The sequence below is a fragment of the Persephonella marina EX-H1 genome, from assembly GCF_000021565.1.
Lineage (GTDB): Bacteria > Aquificota > Aquificia > Aquificales > Hydrogenothermaceae > Persephonella > Persephonella marina.
Genome location: NC_012440.1, coordinates 1,719,302 through 1,741,997, shown reverse-complemented (window position 1 = coordinate 1,741,997; position 22,696 = coordinate 1,719,302). Strand labels below are relative to the sequence as shown.

38 protein-coding genes are annotated in these 22,696 nt (G+C 33.9%); 26 read left to right on the top strand and 12 right to left on the bottom strand.

Annotated features, from left to right (window positions below; genetic code table 11):
- Window positions 1-2: 2 nt before the first annotated feature.
- The 11 genes from PERMA_RS08980 to PERMA_RS10585 form a co-directional block, all read right to left on the bottom strand.
- Window positions 3-422, bottom strand: coding sequence for a contractile injection system sheath initiator (locus PERMA_RS08980; protein WP_012676620.1), 420 nt, complete (start codon window positions 420-422; stop codon window positions 3-5).
- Window positions 423-432: 10 nt separating this feature from the next.
- On the bottom strand, window positions 433-825 hold the full coding sequence (locus tag PERMA_RS08975; protein WP_012675265.1) for a hypothetical protein: 393 nt from the start codon (window positions 823-825) through the stop codon (window positions 433-435).
- A gap of 1 nt (window position 826) precedes the next feature.
- On the bottom strand, window positions 827-1,534 hold the full coding sequence (locus PERMA_RS08970; protein WP_012676820.1) for a hypothetical protein: 708 nt from the start codon (window positions 1,532-1,534) through the stop codon (window positions 827-829).
- 32 nt (window positions 1,535-1,566) lie between these two features.
- Complete coding sequence (locus tag PERMA_RS08965; protein ID WP_012675505.1) at window positions 1,567-2,271, bottom strand: hypothetical protein; 705 nt, start codon at window positions 2,269-2,271, stop codon at window positions 1,567-1,569.
- Window positions 2,249-2,617 (bottom strand): hypothetical protein, encoded by a 369-nt coding sequence (locus tag PERMA_RS08960; protein WP_015899043.1) that lies wholly within the window; start codon window positions 2,615-2,617, stop codon window positions 2,249-2,251. The genes PERMA_RS08965 and PERMA_RS08960 overlap by 23 nt, the downstream gene beginning before the upstream one ends.
- Window positions 2,610-3,653, bottom strand: coding sequence for a hypothetical protein (locus PERMA_RS08955; protein WP_012675958.1), 1,044 nt, complete (start codon window positions 3,651-3,653; stop codon window positions 2,610-2,612). Before PERMA_RS08955 ends, PERMA_RS08960 begins: the two co-directional genes overlap by 8 nt.
- A 20-nt stretch (window positions 3,654-3,673) precedes the next feature.
- Window positions 3,674-4,309 (bottom strand): hypothetical protein, encoded by a 636-nt coding sequence (locus PERMA_RS08950; protein WP_012675667.1) that lies wholly within the window; start codon window positions 4,307-4,309, stop codon window positions 3,674-3,676.
- A 4-nt stretch (window positions 4,310-4,313) separates the two neighbouring features.
- Window positions 4,314-5,150 (bottom strand): chalcone isomerase family protein, encoded by an 837-nt coding sequence (locus tag PERMA_RS08945; protein ID WP_012676226.1) that lies wholly within the window; start codon window positions 5,148-5,150, stop codon window positions 4,314-4,316.
- Window positions 5,116-5,286, bottom strand: coding sequence for a hypothetical protein (locus PERMA_RS10795; protein WP_012675874.1), 171 nt, complete (start codon window positions 5,284-5,286; stop codon window positions 5,116-5,118). The genes PERMA_RS08945 and PERMA_RS10795 overlap by 35 nt, the downstream gene beginning before the upstream one ends.
- 123 nt (window positions 5,287-5,409) lie before the next feature.
- Window positions 5,410-5,919: a hypothetical protein gene (locus tag PERMA_RS08940; RefSeq protein ID WP_012676797.1), complete on the bottom strand. Its 510-nt coding sequence runs from the start codon at window positions 5,917-5,919 to the stop codon at window positions 5,410-5,412.
- A gap of 26 nt (window positions 5,920-5,945) precedes the next feature.
- A complete protein-coding gene (locus tag PERMA_RS10585) occupies window positions 5,946-6,425 on the bottom strand; it encodes a helix-turn-helix domain-containing protein (RefSeq protein WP_012676173.1) in 480 nt (159 codons plus the stop codon).
- A gap of 424 nt (window positions 6,426-6,849) precedes the next feature.
- Between PERMA_RS10585 and PERMA_RS08930 the strand changes: the two genes are divergently transcribed.
- The 26 genes from PERMA_RS08930 (at window position 6,850) to PERMA_RS08800 (ending at window position 22,329) form a co-directional block, all read left to right on the top strand.
- Complete coding sequence (locus tag PERMA_RS08930) at window positions 6,850-7,125, top strand: helix-turn-helix domain-containing protein (RefSeq protein WP_041530935.1); 276 nt, start codon at window positions 6,850-6,852, stop codon at window positions 7,123-7,125.
- Window positions 7,126-7,233: 108 nt separating this feature from the next.
- Window positions 7,234-7,704, top strand: coding sequence for a phage regulatory CII family protein (locus tag PERMA_RS08925; protein ID WP_015898928.1), 471 nt, complete (start codon window positions 7,234-7,236; stop codon window positions 7,702-7,704).
- Between the two features lie 12 nt (window positions 7,705-7,716).
- On the top strand, window positions 7,717-7,932 hold the full coding sequence (locus PERMA_RS08920; RefSeq protein WP_012675964.1) for a hypothetical protein: 216 nt from the start codon (window positions 7,717-7,719) through the stop codon (window positions 7,930-7,932).
- A gap of 234 nt (window positions 7,933-8,166) precedes the next feature.
- The gene (locus tag PERMA_RS08910) at window positions 8,167-9,186 is read left to right on the top strand and encodes a ParB N-terminal domain-containing protein (protein WP_015898936.1); all 1,020 of its coding nucleotides are present in this window, start codon (window positions 8,167-8,169) and stop codon (window positions 9,184-9,186) included.
- Between the two features lie 5 nt (window positions 9,187-9,191).
- On the top strand, window positions 9,192-10,646 hold the full coding sequence (locus PERMA_RS08905; RefSeq protein ID WP_012676410.1) for a helix-turn-helix domain-containing protein: 1,455 nt from the start codon (window positions 9,192-9,194) through the stop codon (window positions 10,644-10,646).
- A 1-nt stretch (window position 10,647) separates the two neighbouring features.
- Entirely contained in the window at window positions 10,648-11,340 is a 693-nt protein-coding gene (locus PERMA_RS08900; protein ID WP_012676630.1) for an AAA family ATPase, read from the top strand.
- On the top strand, window positions 11,337-11,879 hold the full coding sequence (locus PERMA_RS08895) for a hypothetical protein (RefSeq protein WP_012675551.1): 543 nt from the start codon (window positions 11,337-11,339) through the stop codon (window positions 11,877-11,879). The genes PERMA_RS08900 and PERMA_RS08895 overlap by 4 nt, the downstream gene beginning before the upstream one ends.
- Complete coding sequence (locus PERMA_RS08890; protein WP_012676644.1) at window positions 11,876-12,397, top strand: hypothetical protein; 522 nt, start codon at window positions 11,876-11,878, stop codon at window positions 12,395-12,397. Before PERMA_RS08895 ends, PERMA_RS08890 begins: the two co-directional genes overlap by 4 nt.
- An 18-nt stretch (window positions 12,398-12,415) precedes the next feature.
- Window positions 12,416-13,048: an ATP-binding protein gene (locus tag PERMA_RS08885; protein WP_148206425.1), complete on the top strand. Its 633-nt coding sequence runs from the start codon at window positions 12,416-12,418 to the stop codon at window positions 13,046-13,048.
- A gap of 104 nt (window positions 13,049-13,152) precedes the next feature.
- The gene (locus PERMA_RS08880; RefSeq protein ID WP_012676808.1) at window positions 13,153-13,431 is read left to right on the top strand and encodes an HU family DNA-binding protein; all 279 of its coding nucleotides are present in this window, start codon (window positions 13,153-13,155) and stop codon (window positions 13,429-13,431) included.
- 67 nt (window positions 13,432-13,498) lie between these two features.
- On the top strand, window positions 13,499-13,738 hold the full coding sequence (locus tag PERMA_RS08875; protein ID WP_041530932.1) for a hypothetical protein: 240 nt from the start codon (window positions 13,499-13,501) through the stop codon (window positions 13,736-13,738).
- Between the two features lie 30 nt (window positions 13,739-13,768).
- Window positions 13,769-14,011 (top strand): hypothetical protein, encoded by a 243-nt coding sequence (locus PERMA_RS08870; protein WP_012676000.1) that lies wholly within the window; start codon window positions 13,769-13,771, stop codon window positions 14,009-14,011.
- Window positions 14,012-14,014: 3 nt separating this feature from the next.
- Complete coding sequence (locus PERMA_RS08865) at window positions 14,015-14,386, top strand: hypothetical protein (RefSeq protein WP_041530931.1); 372 nt, start codon at window positions 14,015-14,017, stop codon at window positions 14,384-14,386.
- Window positions 14,383-14,844 carry a YopX family protein gene (locus PERMA_RS10580; protein ID WP_015898976.1) on the top strand — a complete coding sequence of 154 codons (462 nt, stop codon included), beginning with the start codon at window positions 14,383-14,385 and terminating at the stop codon, window positions 14,842-14,844. The genes PERMA_RS08865 and PERMA_RS10580 overlap by 4 nt, the downstream gene beginning before the upstream one ends.
- Window positions 14,819-14,989 carry a hypothetical protein gene (locus PERMA_RS10790; protein WP_012676401.1) on the top strand — a complete coding sequence of 57 codons (171 nt, stop codon included), beginning with the start codon at window positions 14,819-14,821 and terminating at the stop codon, window positions 14,987-14,989. Before PERMA_RS10580 ends, PERMA_RS10790 begins: the two co-directional genes overlap by 26 nt.
- Window positions 14,973-15,170 carry a hypothetical protein gene (locus tag PERMA_RS08850; protein ID WP_041530930.1) on the top strand — a complete coding sequence of 66 codons (198 nt, stop codon included), beginning with the start codon at window positions 14,973-14,975 and terminating at the stop codon, window positions 15,168-15,170. The genes PERMA_RS10790 and PERMA_RS08850 overlap by 17 nt, the downstream gene beginning before the upstream one ends.
- 7 nt (window positions 15,171-15,177) lie before the next feature.
- Window positions 15,178-16,257 (top strand): recombinase RecT, encoded by a 1,080-nt coding sequence (locus tag PERMA_RS08845; protein ID WP_012675465.1) that lies wholly within the window; start codon window positions 15,178-15,180, stop codon window positions 16,255-16,257.
- A gap of 124 nt (window positions 16,258-16,381) precedes the next feature.
- Window positions 16,382-16,939, top strand: a complete 558-nt coding sequence (locus tag PERMA_RS08840) for a hypothetical protein (RefSeq protein ID WP_012676753.1) — start codon at window positions 16,382-16,384, stop codon at window positions 16,937-16,939.
- 136 nt (window positions 16,940-17,075) lie between these two features.
- The gene (locus PERMA_RS08835) at window positions 17,076-17,801 is read left to right on the top strand and encodes a hypothetical protein (RefSeq protein WP_012676080.1); all 726 of its coding nucleotides are present in this window, start codon (window positions 17,076-17,078) and stop codon (window positions 17,799-17,801) included.
- Window positions 17,802-17,854: 53 nt separating this feature from the next.
- A complete protein-coding gene (locus tag PERMA_RS08830; protein WP_012676454.1) occupies window positions 17,855-18,733 on the top strand; it encodes a coiled-coil domain-containing protein in 879 nt (292 codons plus the stop codon).
- Window positions 18,734-18,747: 14 nt separating this feature from the next.
- Window positions 18,748-19,092 (top strand): DUF2190 family protein, encoded by a 345-nt coding sequence (locus PERMA_RS08825; RefSeq protein ID WP_012675565.1) that lies wholly within the window; start codon window positions 18,748-18,750, stop codon window positions 19,090-19,092.
- A 17-nt stretch (window positions 19,093-19,109) separates the two neighbouring features.
- Window positions 19,110-20,075 carry a hypothetical protein gene (locus PERMA_RS08820; RefSeq protein ID WP_012676544.1) on the top strand — a complete coding sequence of 322 codons (966 nt, stop codon included), beginning with the start codon at window positions 19,110-19,112 and terminating at the stop codon, window positions 20,073-20,075.
- A 36-nt stretch (window positions 20,076-20,111) separates the two neighbouring features.
- The gene (locus PERMA_RS08815; RefSeq protein WP_012675629.1) at window positions 20,112-20,435 is read left to right on the top strand and encodes a hypothetical protein; all 324 of its coding nucleotides are present in this window, start codon (window positions 20,112-20,114) and stop codon (window positions 20,433-20,435) included.
- Window positions 20,426-20,737, top strand: a complete 312-nt coding sequence (locus PERMA_RS08810) for a hypothetical protein (RefSeq protein ID WP_012676247.1) — start codon at window positions 20,426-20,428, stop codon at window positions 20,735-20,737. The genes PERMA_RS08815 and PERMA_RS08810 overlap by 10 nt, the downstream gene beginning before the upstream one ends.
- Window positions 20,730-22,076 (top strand): hypothetical protein, encoded by a 1,347-nt coding sequence (locus PERMA_RS08805; RefSeq protein ID WP_012675433.1) that lies wholly within the window; start codon window positions 20,730-20,732, stop codon window positions 22,074-22,076. Before PERMA_RS08810 ends, PERMA_RS08805 begins: the two co-directional genes overlap by 8 nt.
- Complete coding sequence (locus PERMA_RS08800; RefSeq protein ID WP_041530929.1) at window positions 22,057-22,329, top strand: hypothetical protein; 273 nt, start codon at window positions 22,057-22,059, stop codon at window positions 22,327-22,329. Before PERMA_RS08805 ends, PERMA_RS08800 begins: the two co-directional genes overlap by 20 nt.
- Here PERMA_RS08800 and PERMA_RS08795 read toward each other — a convergent pair.
- Window positions 22,300-22,680, bottom strand: a complete 381-nt coding sequence (locus tag PERMA_RS08795; RefSeq protein ID WP_041530928.1) for a hypothetical protein — start codon at window positions 22,678-22,680, stop codon at window positions 22,300-22,302. The two genes, PERMA_RS08800 and PERMA_RS08795, sit on opposite strands and share 30 nt — an antisense overlap.
- Window positions 22,681-22,696 lie beyond the last annotated feature (16 nt).

The window sequence follows — 22,696 nt, the reverse complement described above, 5'->3', positions numbered from 1 at the left end:
TCCTATCCCTCTACTGTTTTTGAAATCTTTACATAAACATCCTGGTTATCTCTATCCAGGGTGACAACAAGGTTAATTGGAGAATCATAATTTACAGTTTCAACAATAAGCTTTATTACAAATGTTCTCATGTCTATATATTCTCTAACAGCTGTTGCTTCCAAAATCCTTGGGTCCTTTTCAACCTCTGTTTCAATAAGTGTCAGTATTTCAAGTTCTGTTTCCTCTGACCACTGAGCCTTAAGATATTTATAAAGGTCTATCCCATAATCTGGATGTCTGAAATGTGAACCTTTTGCTGTTTTAAGCCTGTTAATAATGTCCTGGATAAGACAGTATTTATCATTTACAAGTGTTATATCTCCTGTTGGTAAAACCTGAAACTCACCATTAATGCAGTAAATATCTGTTCCGTAGTTCATCACTTACCTATCATTTTGGTACTTCTATAGGACTTGTTAATATATTCATCATTTTTTGATATTTATCTAATGCCGAAGCAAGATCTACAGCAGATATTCCAAGAACTAAACCTGCTGAATAATTTCCTGTTGGAGCATTTGAGGCATTGTATATTCTACTTACAAGATTACCGCTTCCTGGTTCAAGCTGTAAAACATAAATTCCTGTGTTTTGCAAATCCTGTAATAGTCCACCTGTTTTCCCAAGAAGACTATTTAAAACAGCAACTTTTTGCCCAAGCTGATTAGCTACTGCAGAATATTTTGTGAATAGATCCTTGGCTTCTGTATCTATGGCACCTATACTCTGTGCTGGTCCTGTAAGAATATCTCCGAGGTTCATACTTTGCCATGTATCTGCCATCTTATCCTCCTATAACCTGCTGGTTTGGTGAGCTGGTAGTTCCACCGCTATCTCCAGTATGTGTATGACTGTTAAATGTATCCATCATTTCATCAACCATCATCTTTTTGCCACCTGCCATTGTTTGTAAACCAGACTGGGCAAGCACTGTTCCAGTAGCCGATATATTTCCATTAACTGTTAAATTGCCATTGAGAATAAATTCTCCTGTATAGTTAAAAAGTGATTTAGCTTCTTTCTTTATGGTATCAGCGGAAACTTGCCATAGGTTTTTTATGTTTTCTGTTTTATTATTTCCAATATCTTTAATTTCATTATTTGGAACATTTATCTGGAGATTATCTTTTCCGTGTTGAGGAATGGATTTTCTGTAAGGAAGAATTCCATCTATGACTGGATAGGACAAGCATCCATAAAGGAAAGACACTTTTACTATTGCTCCTTTTTCCGGCAGGAAAAATATTCCCCTGTTATTTCCAAACCCTATTCCAAGGATTGGAACATCTGGGATAACAAGATCTGAATCTTTAAAGTCTCCACCATCTGTCAGTTCTATTAGTCTTACATCAGCTGAATACAGGCAATTAAGAAAATCAGATTTACCTGCTACTTCATAAACTTTTTCTACCTTTCCTAATACTGGCGGAGTAGGGATAGATACAGTCTTCTCTATTAAGCTTTTAATTTCTTCTATTTGTTTTTCAATCATAAGAAAAAGATATATCAGGAAAGGGTAGAGGTTTAGGACAGGTTGGACGGAAGATTTAATATATTATTAATTCTGCCTTCTTTTGCCTGCTTTATTGTAAAAAAGATGACCGAAGAAAATCTTATATCTTCTTGTAAACAAATTCTCAAAAAGTTAAGATCTAATGGAATAATACCTAACTTGGTACTTCCATCCCAACAGATTCTATTAAAGCTCATAAAATGGTGATTGTTAAAAAAATTAATTTCACTTATGGCACCTCTTTTGTACTTTGGTGCAACATAAAACATACTTTTTTTCTTTTTACATACCCTCCAACAGGCTTGCTCTATCAATGATTTTCCTACTCCATCTTGATAGTTCTTACACTCTCCAAGGATCCCATTATGTAGAACTTCTATCTCTGTAATTTTGGCTAATATATCTTTTATATCATCCTGTAAAATAAAATCTACGATAAAATCAAATTGTCCATGGTCTGTTTCTTTATTTGTAATATCAAAAGAGGTTGCAAAATCTAAAGTTTCAAATAAGTCCTTAATAACATCCTCTAATAAGTAACCCTTTTCTTGGCTATTCACTATCTCTCCTGAGAGTAAAGTTCGTATATTATTTTTCGTATCCTCAGAAATTTCCTCAGAAAAAGAATTCAAATCAATTCCGAAATTTTTGTTAATTTTATCTTTCCATTTTTTTAAGGACAGGACTAAATCTTCAAGATAACTTTCTGAAGCCATTTAGGTCACCTATCTTCTGAAAATGTGATGTTCTTACGATTACCAAATCCATGATTACAAAATCAGACTCTATGTACTCATTGCACTCCTCGCAAAAGAACCTTCCTTCTATAGTTTTTTCCAATGTATGCCCTTCCCAATCAATATACCTTTCTCTAAATCTGATAGCTCCTTCTTCTTTCAATGAAGATAAAGCAGAAAGTAAATAAAACTCTCTATTTTTAAATGGTGAATTTTCTCCTAATGCTTCTTTTAAATTTCTCCATTTTACAGATGGATTAGGATGATTTTTTAGAAAACTTATCACATCTTTTAAAGCTTTTTGATAAAGTTCCTTGTTAAACATTCTGCGACCTTAAAAATTGCTTAAGCTCTTGGATTACATAAGATAACACTTTTTCTGGTGGATTTCCTTTAAAATTAATTCCTCCTGAAGCCGTAACTGTAAATTTAAAATTATAGTCATCTATATTTAATATCAATTCTCCTTTATCCACTCCTTTTGAAGCATCCTTGATTACCTCTTTTAAATGCTTATTTTCTTCTTCCTCAAAACTATCAATACCGCTTTCCTCGAATTTTAGCGTAGCTTCTTCTGTTTTGCTTCCTTCTACCGGAGCTTTAATTTTTCTATATTTTGCTCCTAATTTTTTCCTAAACTTCTCAACATCTATCTTTGTTTCTGAAACTTCAAACCTCGTATATGGATTCTTTTTCTCTTTCTCAGTTTTTGAAATTTTAATAAGTCTTAAAATCTGAAACCCCTCTTCTTCTTCGAAAGATTTCAAAGATAAAATCATATTTTTTATTGCATCAAACTCTCCTCGTATTTCTATAAAGTTATCTCCTTTATTTATAATAGAGATCTCTTTTTTCTCTATTCTTTTGTTTCCTTCAATATCTTCAGAACCGCTTTCTTTTTTAGCAACATAAACGAACACTCTCTGAGGCAAGAATACGTTTACAACTTTACCATTTATATTGATTTCTCCCTGATTAGAATCAAATTTTATTTGTGCCAAGTTGTAAAAAGAATATGCATTAAAATTAAACTCAGTATGTTCTTTTAAAAAGTTGAATAAATTTTCTATTCTTTCTACTTGGAATACATAAATAGACGAGCTTGTACTAAAACCATAACTTTGTATGAATTGATAGAAAGTTTTTAGATTTTCTTCTGCAACTTCGGGAAATAAATAGTAACCATCTTTCCTCTCTAAATTCTTTTGGTAAAAAGATATTACTCTATCTATTTTTTCTGCTTTTGTCCTTTTCTTTGTTATATCAGATACATTTATATTCTCCAAAAAAGTATCTATGTGTTCTTCATCAATTCTTTTCAATTTGTATTTTAGAGCACTACTTCTATAAAATCCTTTCATGACACCCTCCCAAAATAAGTTTATATAACCTTCCTACAAAACGGGTCTAAATACCCTTTATAAGTTCTGCATTGCTCTATAAACCAAGTTTCTAAATCCTTGTTCTTTTTTACTACCTGAAGATTATTCATAATAATTGCATGAATAACTCTTCCATTTGGGTCTTTTTGATATACTCCTAAAACTTGATGAGGAAAATACTGCAGTCTGAAAATAAATTTATCTCCATTGTAAACATCTATGTAGAACCAATTAAGCTGATTTGAAAGCTTTGAAATTTCTTGAGTTAAATTTTTGAAGCCTAATGCATAGTCCATGAATGTTGCTTTCTCAAAGAAATGTATCTCTATTACTTTAAAATTATCCTCAGAACTTTTAATATTTACTTTCTCAGCGGATACCATATAAGGATGTTGTTGTAAAATCTGTAGAACTTCCTCAAATTTCTTGTTCTTTATTTTTTTAGTTTTTTCTATAGTAACCTTTGGTTCTTCTTTTTTCTCTGGAGTTAAAGCATCAACTATGAACAAAGCAATAAATAATCCTATGGAAATGGAAACAGGAACTTTTTTTGGTTTTTTCTTGATAAAAGTAAAGGCAATGTATCCTATAGAGATAATGAAAAATAGGCTTAATAATCCTTGCAATATTTCCATAGCACTACCTTGCTTCTATTTTCCTAAAAATTGCAATGGGCGTAAATAATTCATGTTCAAATGGAATTACCATTTGTTTAATTCCTTCAAAAATCTGAGAAAACCCATTTAAAAAGGAATCAAAATCATAGTTTAACTTGGACGGCTTATAATCCTTTATCCCTATTAAATACACATTAGATATTGATTTTTCACCATATTTTAGGTAATAGGAGTTTAAAGAATCTTTTAAGTATTCTTCCTTTATTATTCCCACTAACCTTTGTTCTGAACTTGTCGTAAAAACAGCAAAGCTTTCAAAAGAAATTTTCTCTATAAAAGGTTTCAACAAGTCTATTACTTGAGACCACATTTCGATTTCATCTTTAGTAATTCCTAAAAACTTTGATATTCTTTCAATCTCTTTTCTTTTTTTTGAACCTGTCAATTTAAGGCTATTAACTTTATCTATAGTTTCAAAGAAGAATGAATACACGCTTTTTATAAGTTCCTTAGAAATTAAGGAAAAAGAACCGTATTCTATAAATAACCTTCCTTCCATAGCATCATTAAAGTTTCTTAGTGTAGATAAATCTACTTTCTCAAAAAGCTTTAATGCTATAATATCAAGTGGTTCCTTTTTTTCTTTTAACAGTTTGTTCATTTCATCTGTCGCGTTATATTCTGCATATGTCTTGAAAGCCCCAATGCTTACATTTATATTACTATCGCTTTTTGATTGTTCTACTGTTTCTACCTCTTTTAATAGTCCTTCAAAAAGCTGACTAAAATAAAAATGAATTCTATCTTTGTCTTCGTAAAGAAAATCATATAATTCTATATTTTCTTCCTTCTTTTGCAATTTTAAACCTCTCCTCAAATTCCTTTTGTTCTTTTTCTATTTTTTCTATTTTTTTTAAAACTTCCTCTGCTACTGGCTTAGTTTCTTCTGGAAAAACCTTAAGCCATTGTTTTATAATTTTGATTTTTTTATCCATAGTTAAATTCCTGCTGTCCAAAATGTCAATTATAATATTAAGGCAAAAATTTACATTTCGCTACTATAAAGTTTTCTATACAATTGAATAATTTATTACGTTTCTCCATACTTTTTATTCCTGCTACGGAGCAAGTTTATCCCACTTCCAATTCTTTATTTTTTCAAATTCTTCTTTTATTAGATCTAACTGATAAAGATATTCTTTGTTTTTTGAACAATAAGCATTAAAAATAGGTTTAGTATTTTTTATTTCTTCTATCCATTCTTTAGCTTTATTCCTGATTCGTCTTTTATTTTTGAGCTTTATGATAGAAACAAAATAATATAAAGAGCCCATATAACCAAAAAAGAAGAATACAAAGAAGAATAATTCACTTTCTAATGTAGGATACTTCATCCATTTATGCATATATGCCAAAGTAATGTATGTAAAAATAAATGAAGTTATCCATAAAGTTGCATGAAATTCTTTGATAAAGTTGCTTACTTCTTCTTTTAAATCCTGAAGTTTACCATTTATGTATTCTGTGAAGGCTTTTATATCGGATTCTGATGGTTGATTGAGAGCTTTAACAATCGGTGGCTTGTTGGATATGATAACTTGACTGTCCTTAATTTCCCTTATATCCATTTTTCTACCCCCTAAAAATTTTATTCTTATTTATTCTTTTTATATGTAATCTCATCAATCTTTTCAGCTTTTATTATTTGTGAGTTTTTTACATTATCTATTTTTACTTTCGATGTAATTTCTATTTCCTTTATTATTTCTGAAAGTATATTTGTAAACTCTTCAATGTCTCTTTTTTCATAGTAATCCTTTAAAATTTTCTCAACTACAGATGGAATCTTTTCTATACGATTAATAGCTTGTATCAATTTTTCAAAAGGTTCTATACTTACACCGCTTTTATCTTGATCTTTTACCCACATCTCCCCTTCCCCGGTCTTTAACCAATCAAGATTTACTCCAAATGTCTGGGATATGAGACGAAGGGTGCTTTCGTCAGGGGTTCTCTGCTCATACTCCCAATTTTGAACAGCTCTTAAGCTTTTACCTATCTTTTCAGCAAATTCTCTTTGAGACAACCCTAACATTTTTCTAAGCTGTTTTATTCTCTGTCCTATATTTTCCATATTTTCGGTTCATTTTGGGGAAATTTTTACCAAGTAAGAAATTCCCCACTTAGCTTTAATCATTTGTATCATTTTTTACCCTGGTAAATTTTGATACCTATTCATATTTGGCTTACTAATTCGGTGTTGCAATTTTTAGCTAACTAATTTTTGCAACACATTTTTATTTGTAAAATGTTCCATTTTTTAGCTAAATAAATTTTGGAACACTATTCATATAACCTATGCTCGTGTTCCATTTCTTCCCTCGGTAAATTTTGGGACACTTCAATTTCATATTCCTAAAGTGTCTAAATTTTTACTCGGTAATTTTTTATACACATATTCTTAAATTTGTAACCACACTCAAATACACCCAAAGGGTTGACATCTACACCCATTGAGTATATACTTATACTCAACCACATACATAGGAGGCACATATATGCCAACCACAGTTAATATTAAACAACAGATAAAAAAGTTCGGCAAGATAAATTTCATCAAGGGAGAACTACTCAAAAGAGGTCTTACTCTCAAACAGTTTGCTGAAATTCTCGGAGTATCAGAAAGCTTCTTATATCAGATGCTTCATAAAGACGCCAAGTCTCGCAGAGTAGCTAAGGAAATTGAAAAATTTTTAGAAGTCCCAGAAGGTTCGCTTTTTCCTTATGTCCTGGAGTCTGTGGAAAATTCCAGAGAAAAGTCTGAGGAGAAATAAAGATGGATTTTGGAATACTTCTAATTGTGATACTTCTCTTGGCTATGATAGCAGAAGATTTAATTAGAGCCTTTAAATGCAAAGATTAATAAAAGGAGGTAACAAGTAATGGCACACGCTAATTTTGGATGGGTTTACAAAAAATTTATCAAGAGGGTAAATCCTCTAATCTTCCAGGTAAGAGCTGGTATCTCTCACAAAACAGTTTACAGCTGGGCTCAAGATGCAGATAACCCTTACTACCGCCGAGATCCTCTCTCAAAAGCTGTAGATATCCTGGATATTCTCAAAGACGAAACACCAGAGCTTTTTCAACAGGTTCTACAAGAGCTTCTCAGAAGATACGGCTATGTTCCTGTCAAGCAAGATAACCCATCTGCTGAGGATGTAAAACTCTCCAGACTTATGAAAGAGCTTAACGATGTTCCTCTTACGGAAGTAAACATTATGGAAGACGGAAGGATAACAAAAGAGGAACTGCTTCAATTACTAAACGAAATTGATGAAGCTCTTGCAATCCTCAATGAAAAAAGAGCAATTGTTAGGCAGAAGGTGTTAAGCCTCAAGGAAGAGTATTAAGGAGGAGAAATAATGGAAGAAATCTTACAAAACGGCTTTTCTTTAATAGCTGCGGCTATTTTTGCTACGGGAATAACCCTAATACTCCTTTTACTCATACATTTTGGGATTTTGAACAGAACATTACATCAGATAAAAGAAACCCTTGGAAATATAAGCGAAAATCTTAACTCCCAAAGCAAGAAACAACAAGAAACACATAAAGGAAAGGAGAAGCAAAATGGTTGAGTTTATAAAGGTTCTTTTTTCTTCAATATATATTATCAAGAATGCAAGGACAGATAGATATAGAAAGTCTATATTTCCTTTTTCCACAAGTAAAACCAATAAATCTTTTAACAGGTCTTCCATACCTATTATCTATACCCTCATTTACACCAAAAAGTTAGGACAGGTTAGACATAATTTCTCAAAAACTTTCAGCTTAAGTGAACGATTAGAACGAATTTCAGGAGGAACAAAATGAGAGAAAAAGTAGAAAAGTTAACCTTAAAAAATAGAAGACCCGATGTTTATAAGCTTTTAACACAGCTTGGCTGCAGACAAAAGTATGTTGATGAATTTTATCTGGAAGATTTAATCATTGACCAGGGGATATACCCAAGAGAAAGCACAGACTGGGAAAGGGTTAAGCTGTATTCAGAACAGCTTGAAGAAGGAGATATATTCCCACCTATTCTTGTGGTAGAAAGAGAAAGTGATTTTAAAAAGATTATTCTTGACGGAAATCACAGGTTTTATGCAAATAAGGAACTTGGAAGTGAAAAAATATACGCTGAAATCTGGGAAGTTCCAGAAGGTCTCTATCCAGTAGTCGCACAGGCAGTAAACACAGAAGAAAAAGAAATAGATACTCCTCTAACCCAAACAGAAAAGAAAAAAGCCATCTTAAGAGACTGGGAAATACTAACCCAATACGACAAAAGAACCAGAAAAGAAATAATCGCAAAAGTGTTAAAAACTTCTGTTGCTTATGTAGAAAAGGTTCTTTCGGAAGCAGGACTTATAAAAAGTGAAAAGGAAGAGCTTAAGAAAAAGGCTAACGAGTTAAAAGAACAAGGATATACTGTTTCACAGATAGCAGAGATATTAAACAAAGATAAATCTACTATATCAAGATGGTTAAATGTTGCAAAAGTTACCGAGGAAAAAAATGCAACAGACACTTCAGAACCCGATTGGTCAGACTGGAACGAATATCAACCCGAAGAAGCACAGGAGCAGGATACAGAAGAACGCCAGGAAAAACCAAAGAAAAAAACCAAGAAAGACAAGCCATCAGAATATCTGACCCCAACTCAGCTTCTTGAAAGACGGAAAAACGATATATGGGACATAGTTATAGAAATACAGTTTCACTTTGGAACAGATACAGCTGTAGAAATCCTTGAAGAGATTTACTTTGCCTTTAAAGAAGAGACCTATAAAGATATGGAGATTTACAAAGACAGAAAAGCATTATTTGAATACAACAGGAGATAATGGCTATGCGCAAAAACACTAAGGCAAAGGCAAAAGTAATTCGGCTTTACTCTCAAGGCTTTTCAATAAGACAGATAGCAGATATCACAGGAATAAGCAAATCAACAGTTCACAGAATTGTAAATGGAGAGGTAGGAAAAGAAAGAAAAAGAGGAGAGAAGAACCTGCAGATTTATAAGTCTATGTCGGAAAAACTCAAAAGCAAGCTAAAGACCTTGCTTACTCTAAGAACCGAAGAAAAAGGCATAAGCAGACCTCTGTCTAACTCTCAAATCTACGAAATGATAAAACTTGACTTGTTTGAGGAAAACATAAACCTGAAGAAAAAAGCATTTTACAGCTTTCTTGACTACTTCATAATCAGAGAGTTTGGTTCTCAGGAGAAACTGGAAAAGCAAAGAAGGCTCAAAAAAGAAATCTCAAAGTTTGTCCAGTCTAAAGGAACTGTTAAGAGAGAAGTTGCTCTGTGGGAAATAGATGCCACGGGCTATGAGTGGGAAGGTAAAAATTACTCAATTATGCAGGTTATTGATACATTCACAGGCTATGTATTCCCGGCAATGATTGTTGAAAACAAAGAGAAAAACGCAAAACATTACAACAAAGCCTTTAACTCACTTGATGTTGCTTACTACCTGATGACGCTTTTTATCCAGTACGGAGTTCCAAAAGCCATCAAGTCTGACAATGAAAAAATCATCAAAAACGATTACATCATAAATGCTTTAAAAGAGCTTGGCGTTGAATACAGAAATACAAAATCCTATAACCCATCTTCAAAAATCATAGAAAGATTTTTCAGAAGCCTAAAAGACACAGCAAGAACTATTAGAGCATCAGGCTTTGAGGGAACCATTGAAGATTTATGGCATCTATCTATAGAGCATTTCAATAAAGAATCTCATAACTTCAAACACATTCAGGGAGCATTCTCACCACTGGAGCTGGTCAACTCATACGGGCTTGAAACAAGGCAGGTAGATGAAGAAACCATCAGAATGGCATTTGCTCAAAAATTTGAAAGAAAAGTGATTAATAACCAGATAAAGATAGACAACCTCATCTATGAATTTATCTATCACAAGACAGAAAACCAGCTGGGCAGAAAAAGAAAAAATCTGCCAGTTCTCTGTTTAAGAGACATTGAAAACATAACAAAGCTGTTTGTTTATCACGCAGAAACTGGAGAGTATTTAGGAACTGCTAATCTCATCAGCCAGCCAGCAGACCTTGAGACAATCAAAGACAAACAAATCAAGCAAAAACAAAAACGCATCCAGAAGAGAATACAGAAGCTGGAAGAAGATAAAGCTATGCTTGAGGTGGAAGCTCTGCAAGAAGATCCATATAAACCAGATATAAACCTTGAGGAGATACAGCTTGAAAATTTACCTGTAGAACAACAGATAGATGAAGAGGAACCAAACATCTTAGAACAACTCTTAGCAGAGGAGGACTAAAATGCAAGTAAAGACACACGCTTATGAAGAACTTGAAAAAGTAGTATTGCTTATGAGAAAGACAATCAAAGATGACAAGCAAGGTATTGCCATAGTCTCTGCAAATTACGGTGTTGGCAAAACCCAAGCCGCAAAAATGCTCACCAAGCATCACCATGATGTTTTTTACATGAAAATTTCCCAAACACTTGATACACCTTCTAAGTTTACAAGGGAACTTGCAAGAGTTTTAGGTTCAGCTATTTCAAGAAGCTACCAGGAAACACTTGAGTTTTTGGCTACATATCTTGAGGCAACACAGCAGTATCCAATTGTGATTTTAGACGAAGCTCAAAGATTGCTAACAAAAAGAGTCTTAATGGGAGAAATAAAGGATGTATTTGAAGAATTTCCAATCAGATTTGTTCTTCTTGGAGACCTTGACCTGCTGAAACACATTACGAAATATCCAGCACTGAATAAACGTGTAATAATCAGAAAATCCCTTGATTCTCTATCGGAAAAAACGGTCAATCAACTTGCAGCTGCATACAAAATCAAAACAGATGAAAACCTGCTCAAAATCGCAAAACAAAGAGGCTGGACAACAATAGAGATAGATAGGCTTCTTTATTACGCAAAAGGTATGAAACTAAACCAGCTTTCAGAAAAAGAAATCAAAAAACTTATAAAGGCAGTAGAGGTTTCATTATGAAAAATGTCATCTGGTCATTTATGGTCAAAAGAAAAGTTTTTACAGCAAAAGATGTGGTCAAGGATCTGGAAGGAACAAAGTATAAACATCTTGGAAAAGCATTTATAAGAAACAAAGTGAAAGACTTCATAAAGCAACAGCTCTATAAGGCAACAATTACTGCAGTATCAGAAGGTATATTTGCTCTTAGAGAATATGCTACAGATTGGGAGAAGTATATAGAAAAGAAAAAGTGTGCTGTATGCAATAGAGAATATGTTCCATTTGAAGAAAAACAGATGTTCTGCTCAAATGCATGCAAGAAAGAGTATTACAAACTGTATCACCAAAGCCGCAGACACCGTGGAAAAACAGGTAGAAAGTTCCAGAAATGGCAGAAATGGGAAGAACAAAAGTTAATTGAAGTTTTCAAATCTGATAATTATCGCTATAGCAGACAAAAGGCTGCTCAGCTTTCAAAAGAACTTGGAAGAAGTGAGGAAGCAATCAAGGAAAGGCTAAAAATCATTAGAAGAAGACTAAAAGGAGTAACACTATGAGACACGAAACAATTTTGAAAAAACTCATAGAGATTAGAGATACTCGCTCTGGAAAGCAGGCAAGAGAAAAATTAGACAAACTCATCAAAGGACTGCAAGTCTATCTTGAAGAAAAACAAAAAGACAAGGTTGATATCAGACATCTTATGGGCTGGTATTTACAGCTTTGGAATAATGACCCACCGGAAAAACTTATGAGCGTGAAATATCAGGCAATTATCGGAAAACATCTAAAAGAGCTTGTAAAAATCTATCAGCAAAATGGGGAAACTACAGACCAGTTAAAAAGCGATTATGAACATTTCAAGAAAACACAAAGAAAAGGAGCAAAAGGAATAACTCAGTTTAGAGCTCTGCTCCCGGCTATAAAGAAAGCACAAAACCAGGAAAGGAGAAAATGGACATCGCCAGAAAACGAGCGAGGGCTTGACTTCTACATTAATGCTGCAGAGCAAGAAGAAGAAGACCTTAGCATTCCAAATGTCTCAGATGATGATGAAGATGTTCCAAACTTTTAGGAGGGTTTGAGGATGTTGATGGCAAAAAGTGTAGAAGAAGCTATAAAGAAAGTAAATGGAGAGCGTCTTTGTTTTGAAGGTGATACATACTACTGGATAGCAAAACCAGAAGGAATTGTAAAAGTTCTTAAACCTCTACCGCCACATCAGATAAAAGAAAAACTTCTTCAAGGAAACTTCCCAGAAAAATATATAAATATAGTGTTCCAGAAAGAAAAAAGAAAAACAAAAGCCCTTGAGGAAACCCTCAAGAGCAAAAAGGGATTAATACTGTCAGGAAATGCTGGAATAGGAAAAACATTTGCCTGCATATATAAAACAGCGAAACTTCTACAGGAATACAAAGTAAATGCACCAGCATATATATCATTGCAGAACTTTGATATCAATGAAACCAGAAAAATATACAAAGAGTTTGACTGCTATTTGATAGATGATTTCAATCCAAATCTGAATGAATATGAAAGAAAATTTGCAACAGAAATAATCTACTATGCATACAACACGGACAAACTACTTTTTATCACTACAAACGCAAGCTTTAAAGACCTTGCAAACTTTATCGCAGAAGAACCAGTAATATCAAGGCTGCTTGAAATGTGTGAGATTAAGCAAATCAAGGATAAAGACTTAAGGATAAAAAGGAGGTGAAGACAAATGGAAGAACTTGCAGGAGCAGTAGCTTTTTCTGCCTTTATTTTTGCAGGTGCATGGATACTTGTAGAAATGATAAGAAACTCATAGGAGGTGAAGACATGACTTACAAAGAACTAAAGATTCAGGTTTCCAAAAACGCACAGGTTCCTGTTGAAGTGGCAGACAAGGTAGTTGAAGAAGTATTTCATACCTTAAAGAGTGTAATGCTCCGGGGAGATAGACTTCAGGTTCCGGGTTTTGGCGTGTTCTATACAAAGATACGAAGTTCCCGTAAAGTAAAAACTCACGGAGAAATAAAACAGCTTCCATCTAAAAGAGTCCCTGTGTTTGCTCCAGCAAAAGCATTAAAGAAAGAAATTGAATCAAATACTTTTTAAGGAGAATTAAGATGAATGTTTTCAATCCCTTTATTAGTAGAAAAACTCTTTAAGTAGGAGGTGTAACATGAGAAACATCGTTTTAGACTTCGGTATTTCAAGAGTTCATTTTGACAGCAGATTTTATGAGATCCAGGAATCAGGGAGTTTCGTAACGGTCATCTGCAGGTCAACTGGCAAAACCTGGAGACATTATTTCACAAAAAAGACAGCCAATAGACAAGAGGTTCGCTACTGGATAAAAAGAGAAGAACCCCCAAAGATGAGGATCCTTCTCAAAAAACAAGTAAAGACACACGCTAACTAAATGATAAAAACAATAGAGGAGATTTGCAAGATGGAGCTCAACCAGTTTGAAAAGAAAAGAAAAAAGATAGACATATCAGATACCAAGATTGAAGAGGTGTTTTCAGAGCTTGAGGAACTACTCCGTTATCCAGAAAAGATACTCGTGAAAGTCAGAAGCATAGAGGGGCTTCTTGGACAGCCCCTTTCTTCTATAGCAGACAAAAGCATCAAAAACATTGAAAGAAACCTGAACCGTATAAGAGATGAAATTTTAAAAAAGCTGGAGGAGTAACGAATGCTATCAAAAATTTTTCCATGGCTTAAGAAAAAATCCCCTAAAGAACAGTCTCAGGTTAAAACTATTTCTATAGATGAAGCAATGAACAAATTTTTTGGAAATATAATTGGTGAATATGAGCTATTTGAGTTTAACAGATATCCAGTAGCAGCTGTATGCAGAGTTTATAAGCAGTCTGGAGAGTACATAATTGAAATACTCCTAATTGCTAACGAACCTTTCAGTCAACATACTGCCGATGAAATAGTTGACCAGGTTTCTCACACCATTGCTTCCTCTTATGCAATCAAGGAACAAAAAGCAATCCTTTGGAAAACCCATGTAAAAGCTGTTAAGGGAACTTTAAATAAGGGGGCAAAGCAATTATGAGATTAGAGGACATAAAGTTTAGAGGCATCCCAGTAAAAGCAAAAGAATATGACTTTATAGAAGGAGATCTAATCAGAACAGCCGAAGGTAGATATTTCATATTCCCAGAAGGCTTTGAACTTGGATTAACCAATATTGTAGATGGAATAGCTGTTTACAGTGGATTTGGATTGTTGATTGAAGTTAGACCAGAAACGATTGGTCAATTTACAGGCTATTATGACGCAAACAGTAAACCAATATATGAAGGTGACTTAATAGTATCAGCTATTATGAAAGAGTCCCCAATTTATCAGGTAATATGGAGTAGAAATTCTTGGAAAATAAAAGATACTTGTGAATGGGATTTTTCTACCGAGGCAGACCCGTCTGAAAACTATATCGTAGTAGGCAATATTTATCAGAATCCTGAACTGATTGGGAAGATATGGTATGGAAGCAACAAAAAAACAACTTAACTACATTTTATCTTTACTTCAAAAACTTCCACCAGAGAAAGTTGTAAAGATAACAAACGAATACGATTTAAACAATTTAACAAAAAAGCAAGCAAGCAAACTTATACAAAAACTACTGGAGGAGCAAAATGAGTTTTCACATTAGTTATGGATGTGATTTTTGTTCATTTTCAACTTGCCATCCAACAAGAGTAATAATTGATGGAAAAGAAGAAATAGCTTGTCCAGATTGTTGGGAAGAGCTAAAAAAAGAGTATAGTATCAAAAAGGTTTTTCAAAAAGATGGTGTCAAGATAAAAGTATTATCAAAAAAAACAAGGAGGTAATATAGCCATGGAAACAAAAACATTAGCACCACCAACAGCATTAATGGGAAATGTTGATTATGATAAACTTATGCAGCAAGCTGGTCAGCTTATACTTAGAGACAGAGAAGGGAAACCTTACACAAATGAACAGAGGGCATTAATAGTTTTGGCGGCACAGCAGCTTGGACTCAATCCAATATTGGGTCACTTAACAATTATTCAAGACAGGCTTTATATAACTAACGCTGGACTATTACATATAGCCCACAATTCTGGAAAACTTCAGGGGATAAAAACCAGACCTGCTACAGAAGAAGAGAGAAAAGCTTACTTCTTAGGGAATAACCCAAAAGATATACATCTATGGAGAGCAGAAGTTTATTTGAAAGGTCAGAAGGAGCCTTATATTGGATGGGGAAAAGCATCTACAAACGAAAAAAGTTGGGCAGTGAAATCTAATCCACAAGAAATGGCAGAAACCAGAGCTGTAAACAGAGCATTAAGAAAAGCTTTCAATGTGGCTGGATACACATCTGTTGAAGAAATTGACGAAGAACCTCAATTCATAAATGAGGAAGATGATGAAGAACCTATAACACAGGAACAAGTGAAAATACTACATGCTATTGCTAATCTAATCAGTAAGGATTTCTATGACCATGAGTTTAAAAACTGGCTAAGAGAGAAAACCGGAAAAGAAAGCTCCAAAGAATTAACGAAATCTGAAGCTTCAGATATAGCTGATAGGCTCCTCACAGTTCTTGAAGATAAATTAAAATTCCTTGCTGATGAAGCGGGTATAAACTACTACAAGTTACTAAATGATAAATACTCAATAGGTACTCTATCAGAAACAGATAATTACTACATCTGGAAAGAAGTAAGGGATTACATAGAGGAAGCTTATAAAAGAAAAGGTTTACTAAAATCTATTTTAGAAGTGGCACAGGAAAAGAACATATCCAATGAAGAAATTAAACAGATTATATTTAAAGAATTTGGGAAAGAAAGTTCAAAACAGTTAACGATTGACGAACTTGAACGACTATTAAATATAGTTGAAAATATTTCTTTTGAACCGTCTGACGAAGACGTTCCGTTCTAATCCCCCTTCCCCCTAAACTCCCCCCTTGCCCCCTGCAATAGGGGGCTTTTTTGTCCAACCTGTCCTAACATAGATCATCCCTAAAGGTTATCTTGTTATCAAAACAAATCAGTGAGGTAAAAACATGGAGCTTGATATCCAGTATCAAGGACAAACTTTCACCTTTAGATTTTCTACACCTTCAGAAAAAGACATTAACGCATTTATAGAACTCAATAGAAAAGGAAAGACAGAAAAAGCATCAAAGGTTCTTGTTTTTTCAGCTGTTGACCCACGAGACAGAACAAAACTAAAAGACTCTCCAGAACTTGTTAGGGATAGAGTTGCTGTAATAATAGGTCAGCATTTAGGTCTAACAGAAGAAGATCCTTATATAGAAGATGAAAAACTTTATGTTCCTGTTTATGACCCTGAACTTGAAATAGAGATGTTTGAAGAATTTACACTAAAAAGCTTTAACTATGAAAAGACAAAAGAAATGCTCAAGAATGCCAGAGGAATAAAACTGGTAGAAAAAATGAAAGAAGCTATTATTGACTCGGTAGAGGAATCTCAAAAGATGAAAAATGTTCTGGAAAGTTTTCCTCTTATTGCTATCAGAATATTCCCTGTACTTGTTAAAACAATTGAGGATGAGGTGAAAGCAGAAATAAAAAAGTCAGAAAGTTTGCAACAGAAATAGAAAATGACGGTCTTCTATTTATTGAAACATTGATAATGAAATACTTCCATAGAAAGCCATCCTCTTTTGAAGAGTTTAGAGAGCTGGGAGGTATGGCTCTCTTCCTTTACAAAAAAGAATTTCCACAGGTTGAAGAATGATATACAAAGCCAACTTTAAACTTATTATTGGAGACGAAGAGGAAACTCAAAATCTTTTGGAATTTAAAGTCTTCCAGTCCGCAAGATTCCATACTCAGCATTGTCAACTTAAAGTTTCCAAAATTGAAGCAAAATTAGATGACAGGGTAGAACTTTATCTTGGATACAAAGAACTTTATCCGGTCTTTAAAGGTTATGTTACAGATATTTCAAACAAGAGAATTATATTTATAAAAGCAAAAGATGAATATATAAAGCTGGTAAATGAAAGAATCACAAAATCCTTCAATAAAACTACTCCTAAAGAAATAATAAACTCTATCGTAAAGTACGAAGTAGCATTCACAGAAAAATCATTTATTCAGAAACATCATTTTCCTATATGGAATGAATCAATAGATACAGCACTGAGAAGAGTTCAAAAAACATGGAATCTTAAAAACTTTATCTGGTTTTTTGATATGGATGGGGTTCTTCATTTTCACGATATAAATGAAGATAAGTTTCATAAGGACTATAAAGCAGAAATAACAACTGATTTAATAAAATTAGCGATACCTAAAAAAGACCACATGGAACTTTACCTGACAAAACCTCTTTTTGATATATACCCTCTTCACATTGTAGATATACTTGCAAACAAATATCTTGTAGAAACAGTTATTCATACATATGAGGATAAAAAACTGACTACAACACTTTATCTGTCCAACCTGTCCTAACTTTTTCTATCTTCCCGTTCTATTTTTTTATCAAAACTCTTGAAAGGTGAGTAATGAGTAAGAACCTGAAACTTACGGCAAAAACTAATCAGAAATATAAGCTAAAGGAAACAGACGAATATATTGAAATTCCATTTGTGGCACTTTCCGAAAACACTGTATTTAGACCACTTATAAACTATGAACCAACAGATGCAACCTTTACCTCAGAAGCCGTAAATCTCACAGCTGAAAAACTAAAAGGTAAACCTCTCCTTGCTGATCATAGAGAAAGTGTATTTCACATTGTAGGTGTTGTTGCCAGTACTGAAGTAGTGAATGGTGAGCTGATAGCTTATGTAAGAATTCCTAAAGCAGAAGAAAAAATTGTCGCATTGGCAAAAATGAAACCTACTCCTATCAAAGAAGTTTCCATCGGTGGTTATATCACAAACTACACGGTAGATGAAGCTACAGGAGTAGTAACAATCAATGAATTTGAACCTATTGAACTTTCTCTGGTTTTAGCCGGAGCAGAGCCAAATAACAGAAGATTAGATGCAAAAAAATCTAAGGAGGATTTAGATATGCAAGAAGAAATCAAAAAACTACTTGCAAAAAACACAGAGCTTGAGTCCCAGCTAAAGTCAAAAGATGAGCAGATCCAAACTCTCAAAGCAAGTCTTGAGGAAAAGGAAAAAGAAATTCAAAAACTCCAGGCTGAAAAACAAGAAGCAGAGATTCAGGCATACAGAACAGAAAAACTCTCTGAAGTTCCAGACACAGTTAGAGATCTGCTTAAAGCAAGCCTTGAAGTAGCAAAAACAAAAGAGGAAATTGACAAGCTTACTGCTGCATTTAAAGAAAAACTTCCAAAAATGCAGGCTGGATTTACTATTCCAAATCCAAATGACAACACACAAACAGAAGATAATCCATTTATCAAGTATTAAGGAGGTCTTAGAAAATGCTTAAGTATGAAAGAGATGACAGGGTTTTAGTTAAAAACACAGGAACTTCTGATATAACTGCGAATTCTCTTGTGAAGATTGGAAATTGGGTTGGGGTTGCTTATACAGATATACCTGCAGGGCAGGAAGGAATAATTATGACAAGAGGTGTTTTTGAACTTCCTGTAGCAGATCCTACTGTTGCAATAGCATCAGGGGACTTGCTCCAATACGATGGAAATGGTGGTGTAAAACCTTACGATTCTGCTGATACCACTAACCCCAAAATAGGGAAAGCTTTCGCTGGCAAAGCAGCAGGTGAAACTAAAGTTTTAGTAACACTTATGCCAGAACTTTATTAAAGGAGGTTAAATAAAAAATGGGAATCATAGTAAATGGAGAAATACAGGCTGCAGTTATTCTTGCTGATAAAAAACTACAGGCAAAATTTATTGAATCTGTAGATAGCTATATGAAGGCTGGTCTTTATGGTCCTGATGGTCTTCCTATTCCAAGAGAGCAAGGTATAAAATACCTGCAGCAAAAACTTCAGGCTGCCACCCAATATCCACCAGAAGCAATGAAGCCACCCAAACCTGTTGTCGTTAAAGTTGATGAAGATGTGGTCCCAGAGTATGACGATAGATGGATGAGAATATTCAACACCATTCAGTCCACATCTGAATCTGAAACATACGAATCAGGAGAACAATCAATTACTTTTGAAGAATTGAAACCCGGTGCGAGAGTAAAGTTTACACACATGGCATCTGGAAAGACAGTTACAGTAAGAAATGTTACTTATGCTGCTGGAATAGCTCTTTTAAAGGTCTGGTTTGAAGATAATAAATGGTGGAAAATAGAGGATGCAACAAGAAAAGCGAAAGAACAGGCTGTGGTTGATAAAGCTGCTGCCATGTATGGTCTTATAAAGAAAACAAATTACGACACTGTAGCTTATGCAACATCCTGGATAAAAACACTTAACACTGCCTGGGCTAAACTCCTAAGAAAACTCAAAAAAGACAGCATCAGAAAACCTGTTGTTATAGCACCTGTTGAAGTAGCAGCAGAACTTATTCAGGCTAAAAAAGATTCCACTGTAGCAGGACAGAGAGGAGAAAGGCTTACTTTTGATTTTGACATAATAGATACAGTTCACTATGACCCTACAGGACCAGTTGACCTTGTAATTCCGAAAAAAGACCAGTACTACCAGCACAGACAGAGCCTGCAGGTAGATAGAGACTTTGACATAACATCTCAAGAAATACTTCTTGCTTATACAGAGAGATATAACGGTGTTGTCCTTTCTAATAAATACGGAATAAGAATTACTCTCTAATTCTGAGGGCTCCTGCCCTCTTCTTTGAGGTTTCCTATGGCTATTGATAAAACATCTCTTGTCCAGAAAGCATTAGTTAGACTTCCTTTTGCAGACCAGACCACAACTGAAACACTTGCAGATGAGTTTTTAAATGAGCCTTCAGAAAAGATAGCCCTTTATAAACTTGTTATTGAGCTGATAAAAATAGAAATCTCTGCTATTCAATCAGCTTCCATAGGAGACCTTAAAGTAGAGGGTAACAGCAGATTAGAAGCCTTAAAGACGCTTCTTGCAGATTATAAAGAGAAGCTAAAAAAAGAAACAGGCTCTACAGTGAAAATAGTTCCCCTTCCTGAAGAGGAACCAAAATGGGATTAAAACCAGACCTGTTTAGAAAAATATTTGACAGCCTTCCTTTTCCAAAGGTTCCTATAACTCTTTCCGACCAGAGTATAGTAAATGGCTATTTCACCTCAAAAATAACATCCACAAACACAGATGAATTTGGATTTTCAGAAGAATATGACGCCGTTACCTATCTTCCCTTTGATGCTGGCATTAATGCTGGAGATATAATCACAGTTCTAAATCAGCAGTATATAGCTATTAAGCTTGAAGACTACTATGTAGGAACTGAAAAGGTTGCAATCAAAACTTACCTGAAAGTGTATTATGGCTAACATACAAAATATAATCCAGAAGAAAGCAAAAGAAGCAAAGAAAAAATTACTAAGAAGCGGTAATCAATATGCCAGAGAGTATGTAAAACTTCTTGAAGAAGCTCAAAAAGAAATTTCACAAAAGCTCCTAAATCAGGAAGAAACACCATATCAAAACTGGAGACTGCAAAATCTGTTAAAAGAAATAGAAAAAGATATCCAGAACACTCTTGAAAAACCGTCCCAGCATTTAATGAAAAAAATTGCAGAAGAGAGTCTGCAGGAAGTTTCACAGAGTTTAAAAGAAGCATTTCAAGAAATAGTAGAAAAGGCAGAAGAAAAAGATATACCCCAGATAAAAGAAACATTTAAGGAAGTTTTCAAACAATCAGTCAAGGATCTGCAGATAAAAGAAAGCTTTTTCTTAGTTCCAAAAGAGGCAGTTAGTTTTTTGACAGCCTATTCAATGGTTTTTTCTGATAATCTTTCTAAAGACCTAATCAATAAGATAAAAAAACAGGTATCTTTTGGCATGCTTCAGGGAGAGTCTGTTTATAAAATCGCAAGAAGGATTGCCAAAACACCACTTCCTTCAAATGAAGTATTCAGAGATGTTTACGATAGAGCTTTAATAATTGCAAGAACAGAAACAGCAAGAGCCTACACTCATGGATCTTTGCATTACTACAAAAAAATGGGAATAAACAAAGTTAAGTGGCTATGTGGTAAAACCCCCTGCCCTAAATGTCAAGCGCGATGTGGGATTATATACGAAGCTGATGTAGGAGGAGATATACCACTACACCCAAACTGCACATGTGCAATATCTCCAGCCCAGATAGGGAAAAAACCTATTGTTTCAGAAAAAGAGATACAGTTTTCAAAAGAGAAGAAAAGGCATATCAAAAACACAAGGAAAATTTTGAAAGATGTGAGGAAGGATAAAATTCCAAGCTGGGTAAAAAAGCAAACCGAAGAAGAAAAATTAGAAAAACACATTCCAAATCTTTTTGGAGTATCATGGAAAAATTTAAGAGAAGACAGAAAAGCTTACTACAAAGAAAAGTTTGATAAAGTTCTAAAAGAAACTTTAGAAAATCCAAATCGTGTTTACTATCTTGATGATGTTGGAAATAAAGATACAGGGAAGTATATGTTCACAAAATATAAAACTGGAACTATAGCTATAATAGATAAAGATACACTGAAAATTAGAACATTTTTCAAAGTTGACAAGGAAAAAGGTAGCACCAATAAAGAAAGAGTTGTAAATTATATACAGCAGTTAAAAATACGTTTAGAAAAACACAAAGGAAATAAAACTTTTATGGAACTTGGTGATGGTGAAGGTAAAAGATAAAGAAGTAAAGCAGATTAAAGATGCTTTAGAGTTTATTTATAAGCAGGATATAGATATTGACGAATTTGTTGGAGTAGATATTTATGATATGGAAAGAGCTTTAAGAACTGGAGATACTGAATTAGAAAACTTTGTTGAGAAAATCCTTCAAAAGCATAAAGAAACAATAACAGAACCAGGAGTCTATGAGTTTATACTCGGATTCGCAGAAGATAATGCACCTTTACTTTATGAAAAACTTAAGGATATCTGAGGACATATCTTCAGGTTTAATCGGCTCATTTATAATTTGTCTCACATATATTCCTTCAGGATGTATTCTTCCATATTCATTAATAACATAAGAAACTATTGAATCCATAAACATTGTTATAGCAATATCTTTTGAAAAAACCCTTTCTAATTCAAATTCAGGTAAAAATCGCTCAATGTATTTTATTTCCCCTCTATCATCCATAAATTTAACGCTTACTCTAAATCCTTTATATCTAACCACATTAATTTCCAAAAAAACTTCCAGATGTTTCCATCCATGTTTTTCGTAAAAACTTCTTAACTGTTCTTTAATGTAATCTTTTATGTATTTTTTATCATAAATATTCATTAACTATACCTCTTTT

Coding starts and splice junctions, on each gene's coding strand:
- PERMA_RS08980 (WP_012676620.1), bottom strand. CDS start 422: ATGAACTACGGAACAGATATTTACTGCATTAATGGTGAGTTTCAGGTT.
- PERMA_RS08975 (WP_012675265.1), bottom strand. CDS start 825: ATGGCAGATACATGGCAAAGTATGAACCTCGGAGATATTCTTACAGGA.
- PERMA_RS08970 (WP_012676820.1), bottom strand. CDS start 1,534: ATGATTGAAAAACAAATAGAAGAAATTAAAAGCTTAATAGAGAAGACT.
- PERMA_RS08965 (WP_012675505.1), bottom strand. CDS start 2,271: ATGGCTTCAGAAAGTTATCTTGAAGATTTAGTCCTGTCCTTAAAAAAA.
- PERMA_RS08960 (WP_015899043.1), bottom strand. CDS start 2,617: ATGTTTAACAAGGAACTTTATCAAAAAGCTTTAAAAGATGTGATAAGT.
- PERMA_RS08955 (WP_012675958.1), bottom strand. CDS start 3,653: ATGAAAGGATTTTATAGAAGTAGTGCTCTAAAATACAAATTGAAAAGA.
- PERMA_RS08950 (WP_012675667.1), bottom strand. CDS start 4,309: ATGGAAATATTGCAAGGATTATTAAGCCTATTTTTCATTATCTCTATA.
- PERMA_RS10795 (WP_012675874.1), bottom strand. CDS start 5,286: ATGGATAAAAAAATCAAAATTATAAAACAATGGCTTAAGGTTTTTCCA.
- PERMA_RS08940 (WP_012676797.1), bottom strand. CDS start 5,919: ATGGATATAAGGGAAATTAAGGACAGTCAAGTTATCATATCCAACAAG.
- PERMA_RS10585 (WP_012676173.1), bottom strand. CDS start 6,425: ATGGAAAATATAGGACAGAGAATAAAACAGCTTAGAAAAATGTTAGGG.
- PERMA_RS08930 (WP_041530935.1), top strand. CDS start 6,850: ATGCCAACCACAGTTAATATTAAACAACAGATAAAAAAGTTCGGCAAG.
- PERMA_RS08925 (WP_015898928.1), top strand. CDS start 7,234: ATGGCACACGCTAATTTTGGATGGGTTTACAAAAAATTTATCAAGAGG.
- PERMA_RS08920 (WP_012675964.1), top strand. CDS start 7,717: ATGGAAGAAATCTTACAAAACGGCTTTTCTTTAATAGCTGCGGCTATT.
- PERMA_RS08910 (WP_015898936.1), top strand. CDS start 8,167: ATGAGAGAAAAAGTAGAAAAGTTAACCTTAAAAAATAGAAGACCCGAT.
- PERMA_RS08905 (WP_012676410.1), top strand. CDS start 9,192: ATGCGCAAAAACACTAAGGCAAAGGCAAAAGTAATTCGGCTTTACTCT.
- PERMA_RS08900 (WP_012676630.1), top strand. CDS start 10,648: ATGCAAGTAAAGACACACGCTTATGAAGAACTTGAAAAAGTAGTATTG.
- PERMA_RS08895 (WP_012675551.1), top strand. CDS start 11,337: ATGAAAAATGTCATCTGGTCATTTATGGTCAAAAGAAAAGTTTTTACA.
- PERMA_RS08890 (WP_012676644.1), top strand. CDS start 11,876: ATGAGACACGAAACAATTTTGAAAAAACTCATAGAGATTAGAGATACT.
- PERMA_RS08885 (WP_148206425.1), top strand. CDS start 12,416: ATGGCAAAAAGTGTAGAAGAAGCTATAAAGAAAGTAAATGGAGAGCGT.
- PERMA_RS08880 (WP_012676808.1), top strand. CDS start 13,153: ATGACTTACAAAGAACTAAAGATTCAGGTTTCCAAAAACGCACAGGTT.
- PERMA_RS08875 (WP_041530932.1), top strand. CDS start 13,499: ATGAGAAACATCGTTTTAGACTTCGGTATTTCAAGAGTTCATTTTGAC.
- PERMA_RS08870 (WP_012676000.1), top strand. CDS start 13,769: ATGGAGCTCAACCAGTTTGAAAAGAAAAGAAAAAAGATAGACATATCA.
- PERMA_RS08865 (WP_041530931.1), top strand. CDS start 14,015: ATGCTATCAAAAATTTTTCCATGGCTTAAGAAAAAATCCCCTAAAGAA.
- PERMA_RS10580 (WP_015898976.1), top strand. CDS start 14,383: ATGAGATTAGAGGACATAAAGTTTAGAGGCATCCCAGTAAAAGCAAAA.
- PERMA_RS10790 (WP_012676401.1), top strand. CDS start 14,819: ATGGAAGCAACAAAAAAACAACTTAACTACATTTTATCTTTACTTCAA.
- PERMA_RS08850 (WP_041530930.1), top strand. CDS start 14,973: ATGAGTTTTCACATTAGTTATGGATGTGATTTTTGTTCATTTTCAACT.
- PERMA_RS08845 (WP_012675465.1), top strand. CDS start 15,178: ATGGAAACAAAAACATTAGCACCACCAACAGCATTAATGGGAAATGTT.
- PERMA_RS08840 (WP_012676753.1), top strand. CDS start 16,382: ATGGAGCTTGATATCCAGTATCAAGGACAAACTTTCACCTTTAGATTT.
- PERMA_RS08835 (WP_012676080.1), top strand. CDS start 17,076: ATGATATACAAAGCCAACTTTAAACTTATTATTGGAGACGAAGAGGAA.
- PERMA_RS08830 (WP_012676454.1), top strand. CDS start 17,855: ATGAGTAAGAACCTGAAACTTACGGCAAAAACTAATCAGAAATATAAG.
- PERMA_RS08825 (WP_012675565.1), top strand. CDS start 18,748: ATGCTTAAGTATGAAAGAGATGACAGGGTTTTAGTTAAAAACACAGGA.
- PERMA_RS08820 (WP_012676544.1), top strand. CDS start 19,110: ATGGGAATCATAGTAAATGGAGAAATACAGGCTGCAGTTATTCTTGCT.
- PERMA_RS08815 (WP_012675629.1), top strand. CDS start 20,112: ATGGCTATTGATAAAACATCTCTTGTCCAGAAAGCATTAGTTAGACTT.
- PERMA_RS08810 (WP_012676247.1), top strand. CDS start 20,426: ATGGGATTAAAACCAGACCTGTTTAGAAAAATATTTGACAGCCTTCCT.
- PERMA_RS08805 (WP_012675433.1), top strand. CDS start 20,730: ATGGCTAACATACAAAATATAATCCAGAAGAAAGCAAAAGAAGCAAAG.
- PERMA_RS08800 (WP_041530929.1), top strand. CDS start 22,057: ATGGTGAAGGTAAAAGATAAAGAAGTAAAGCAGATTAAAGATGCTTTA.
- PERMA_RS08795 (WP_041530928.1), bottom strand. CDS start 22,680: ATGAATATTTATGATAAAAAATACATAAAAGATTACATTAAAGAACAG.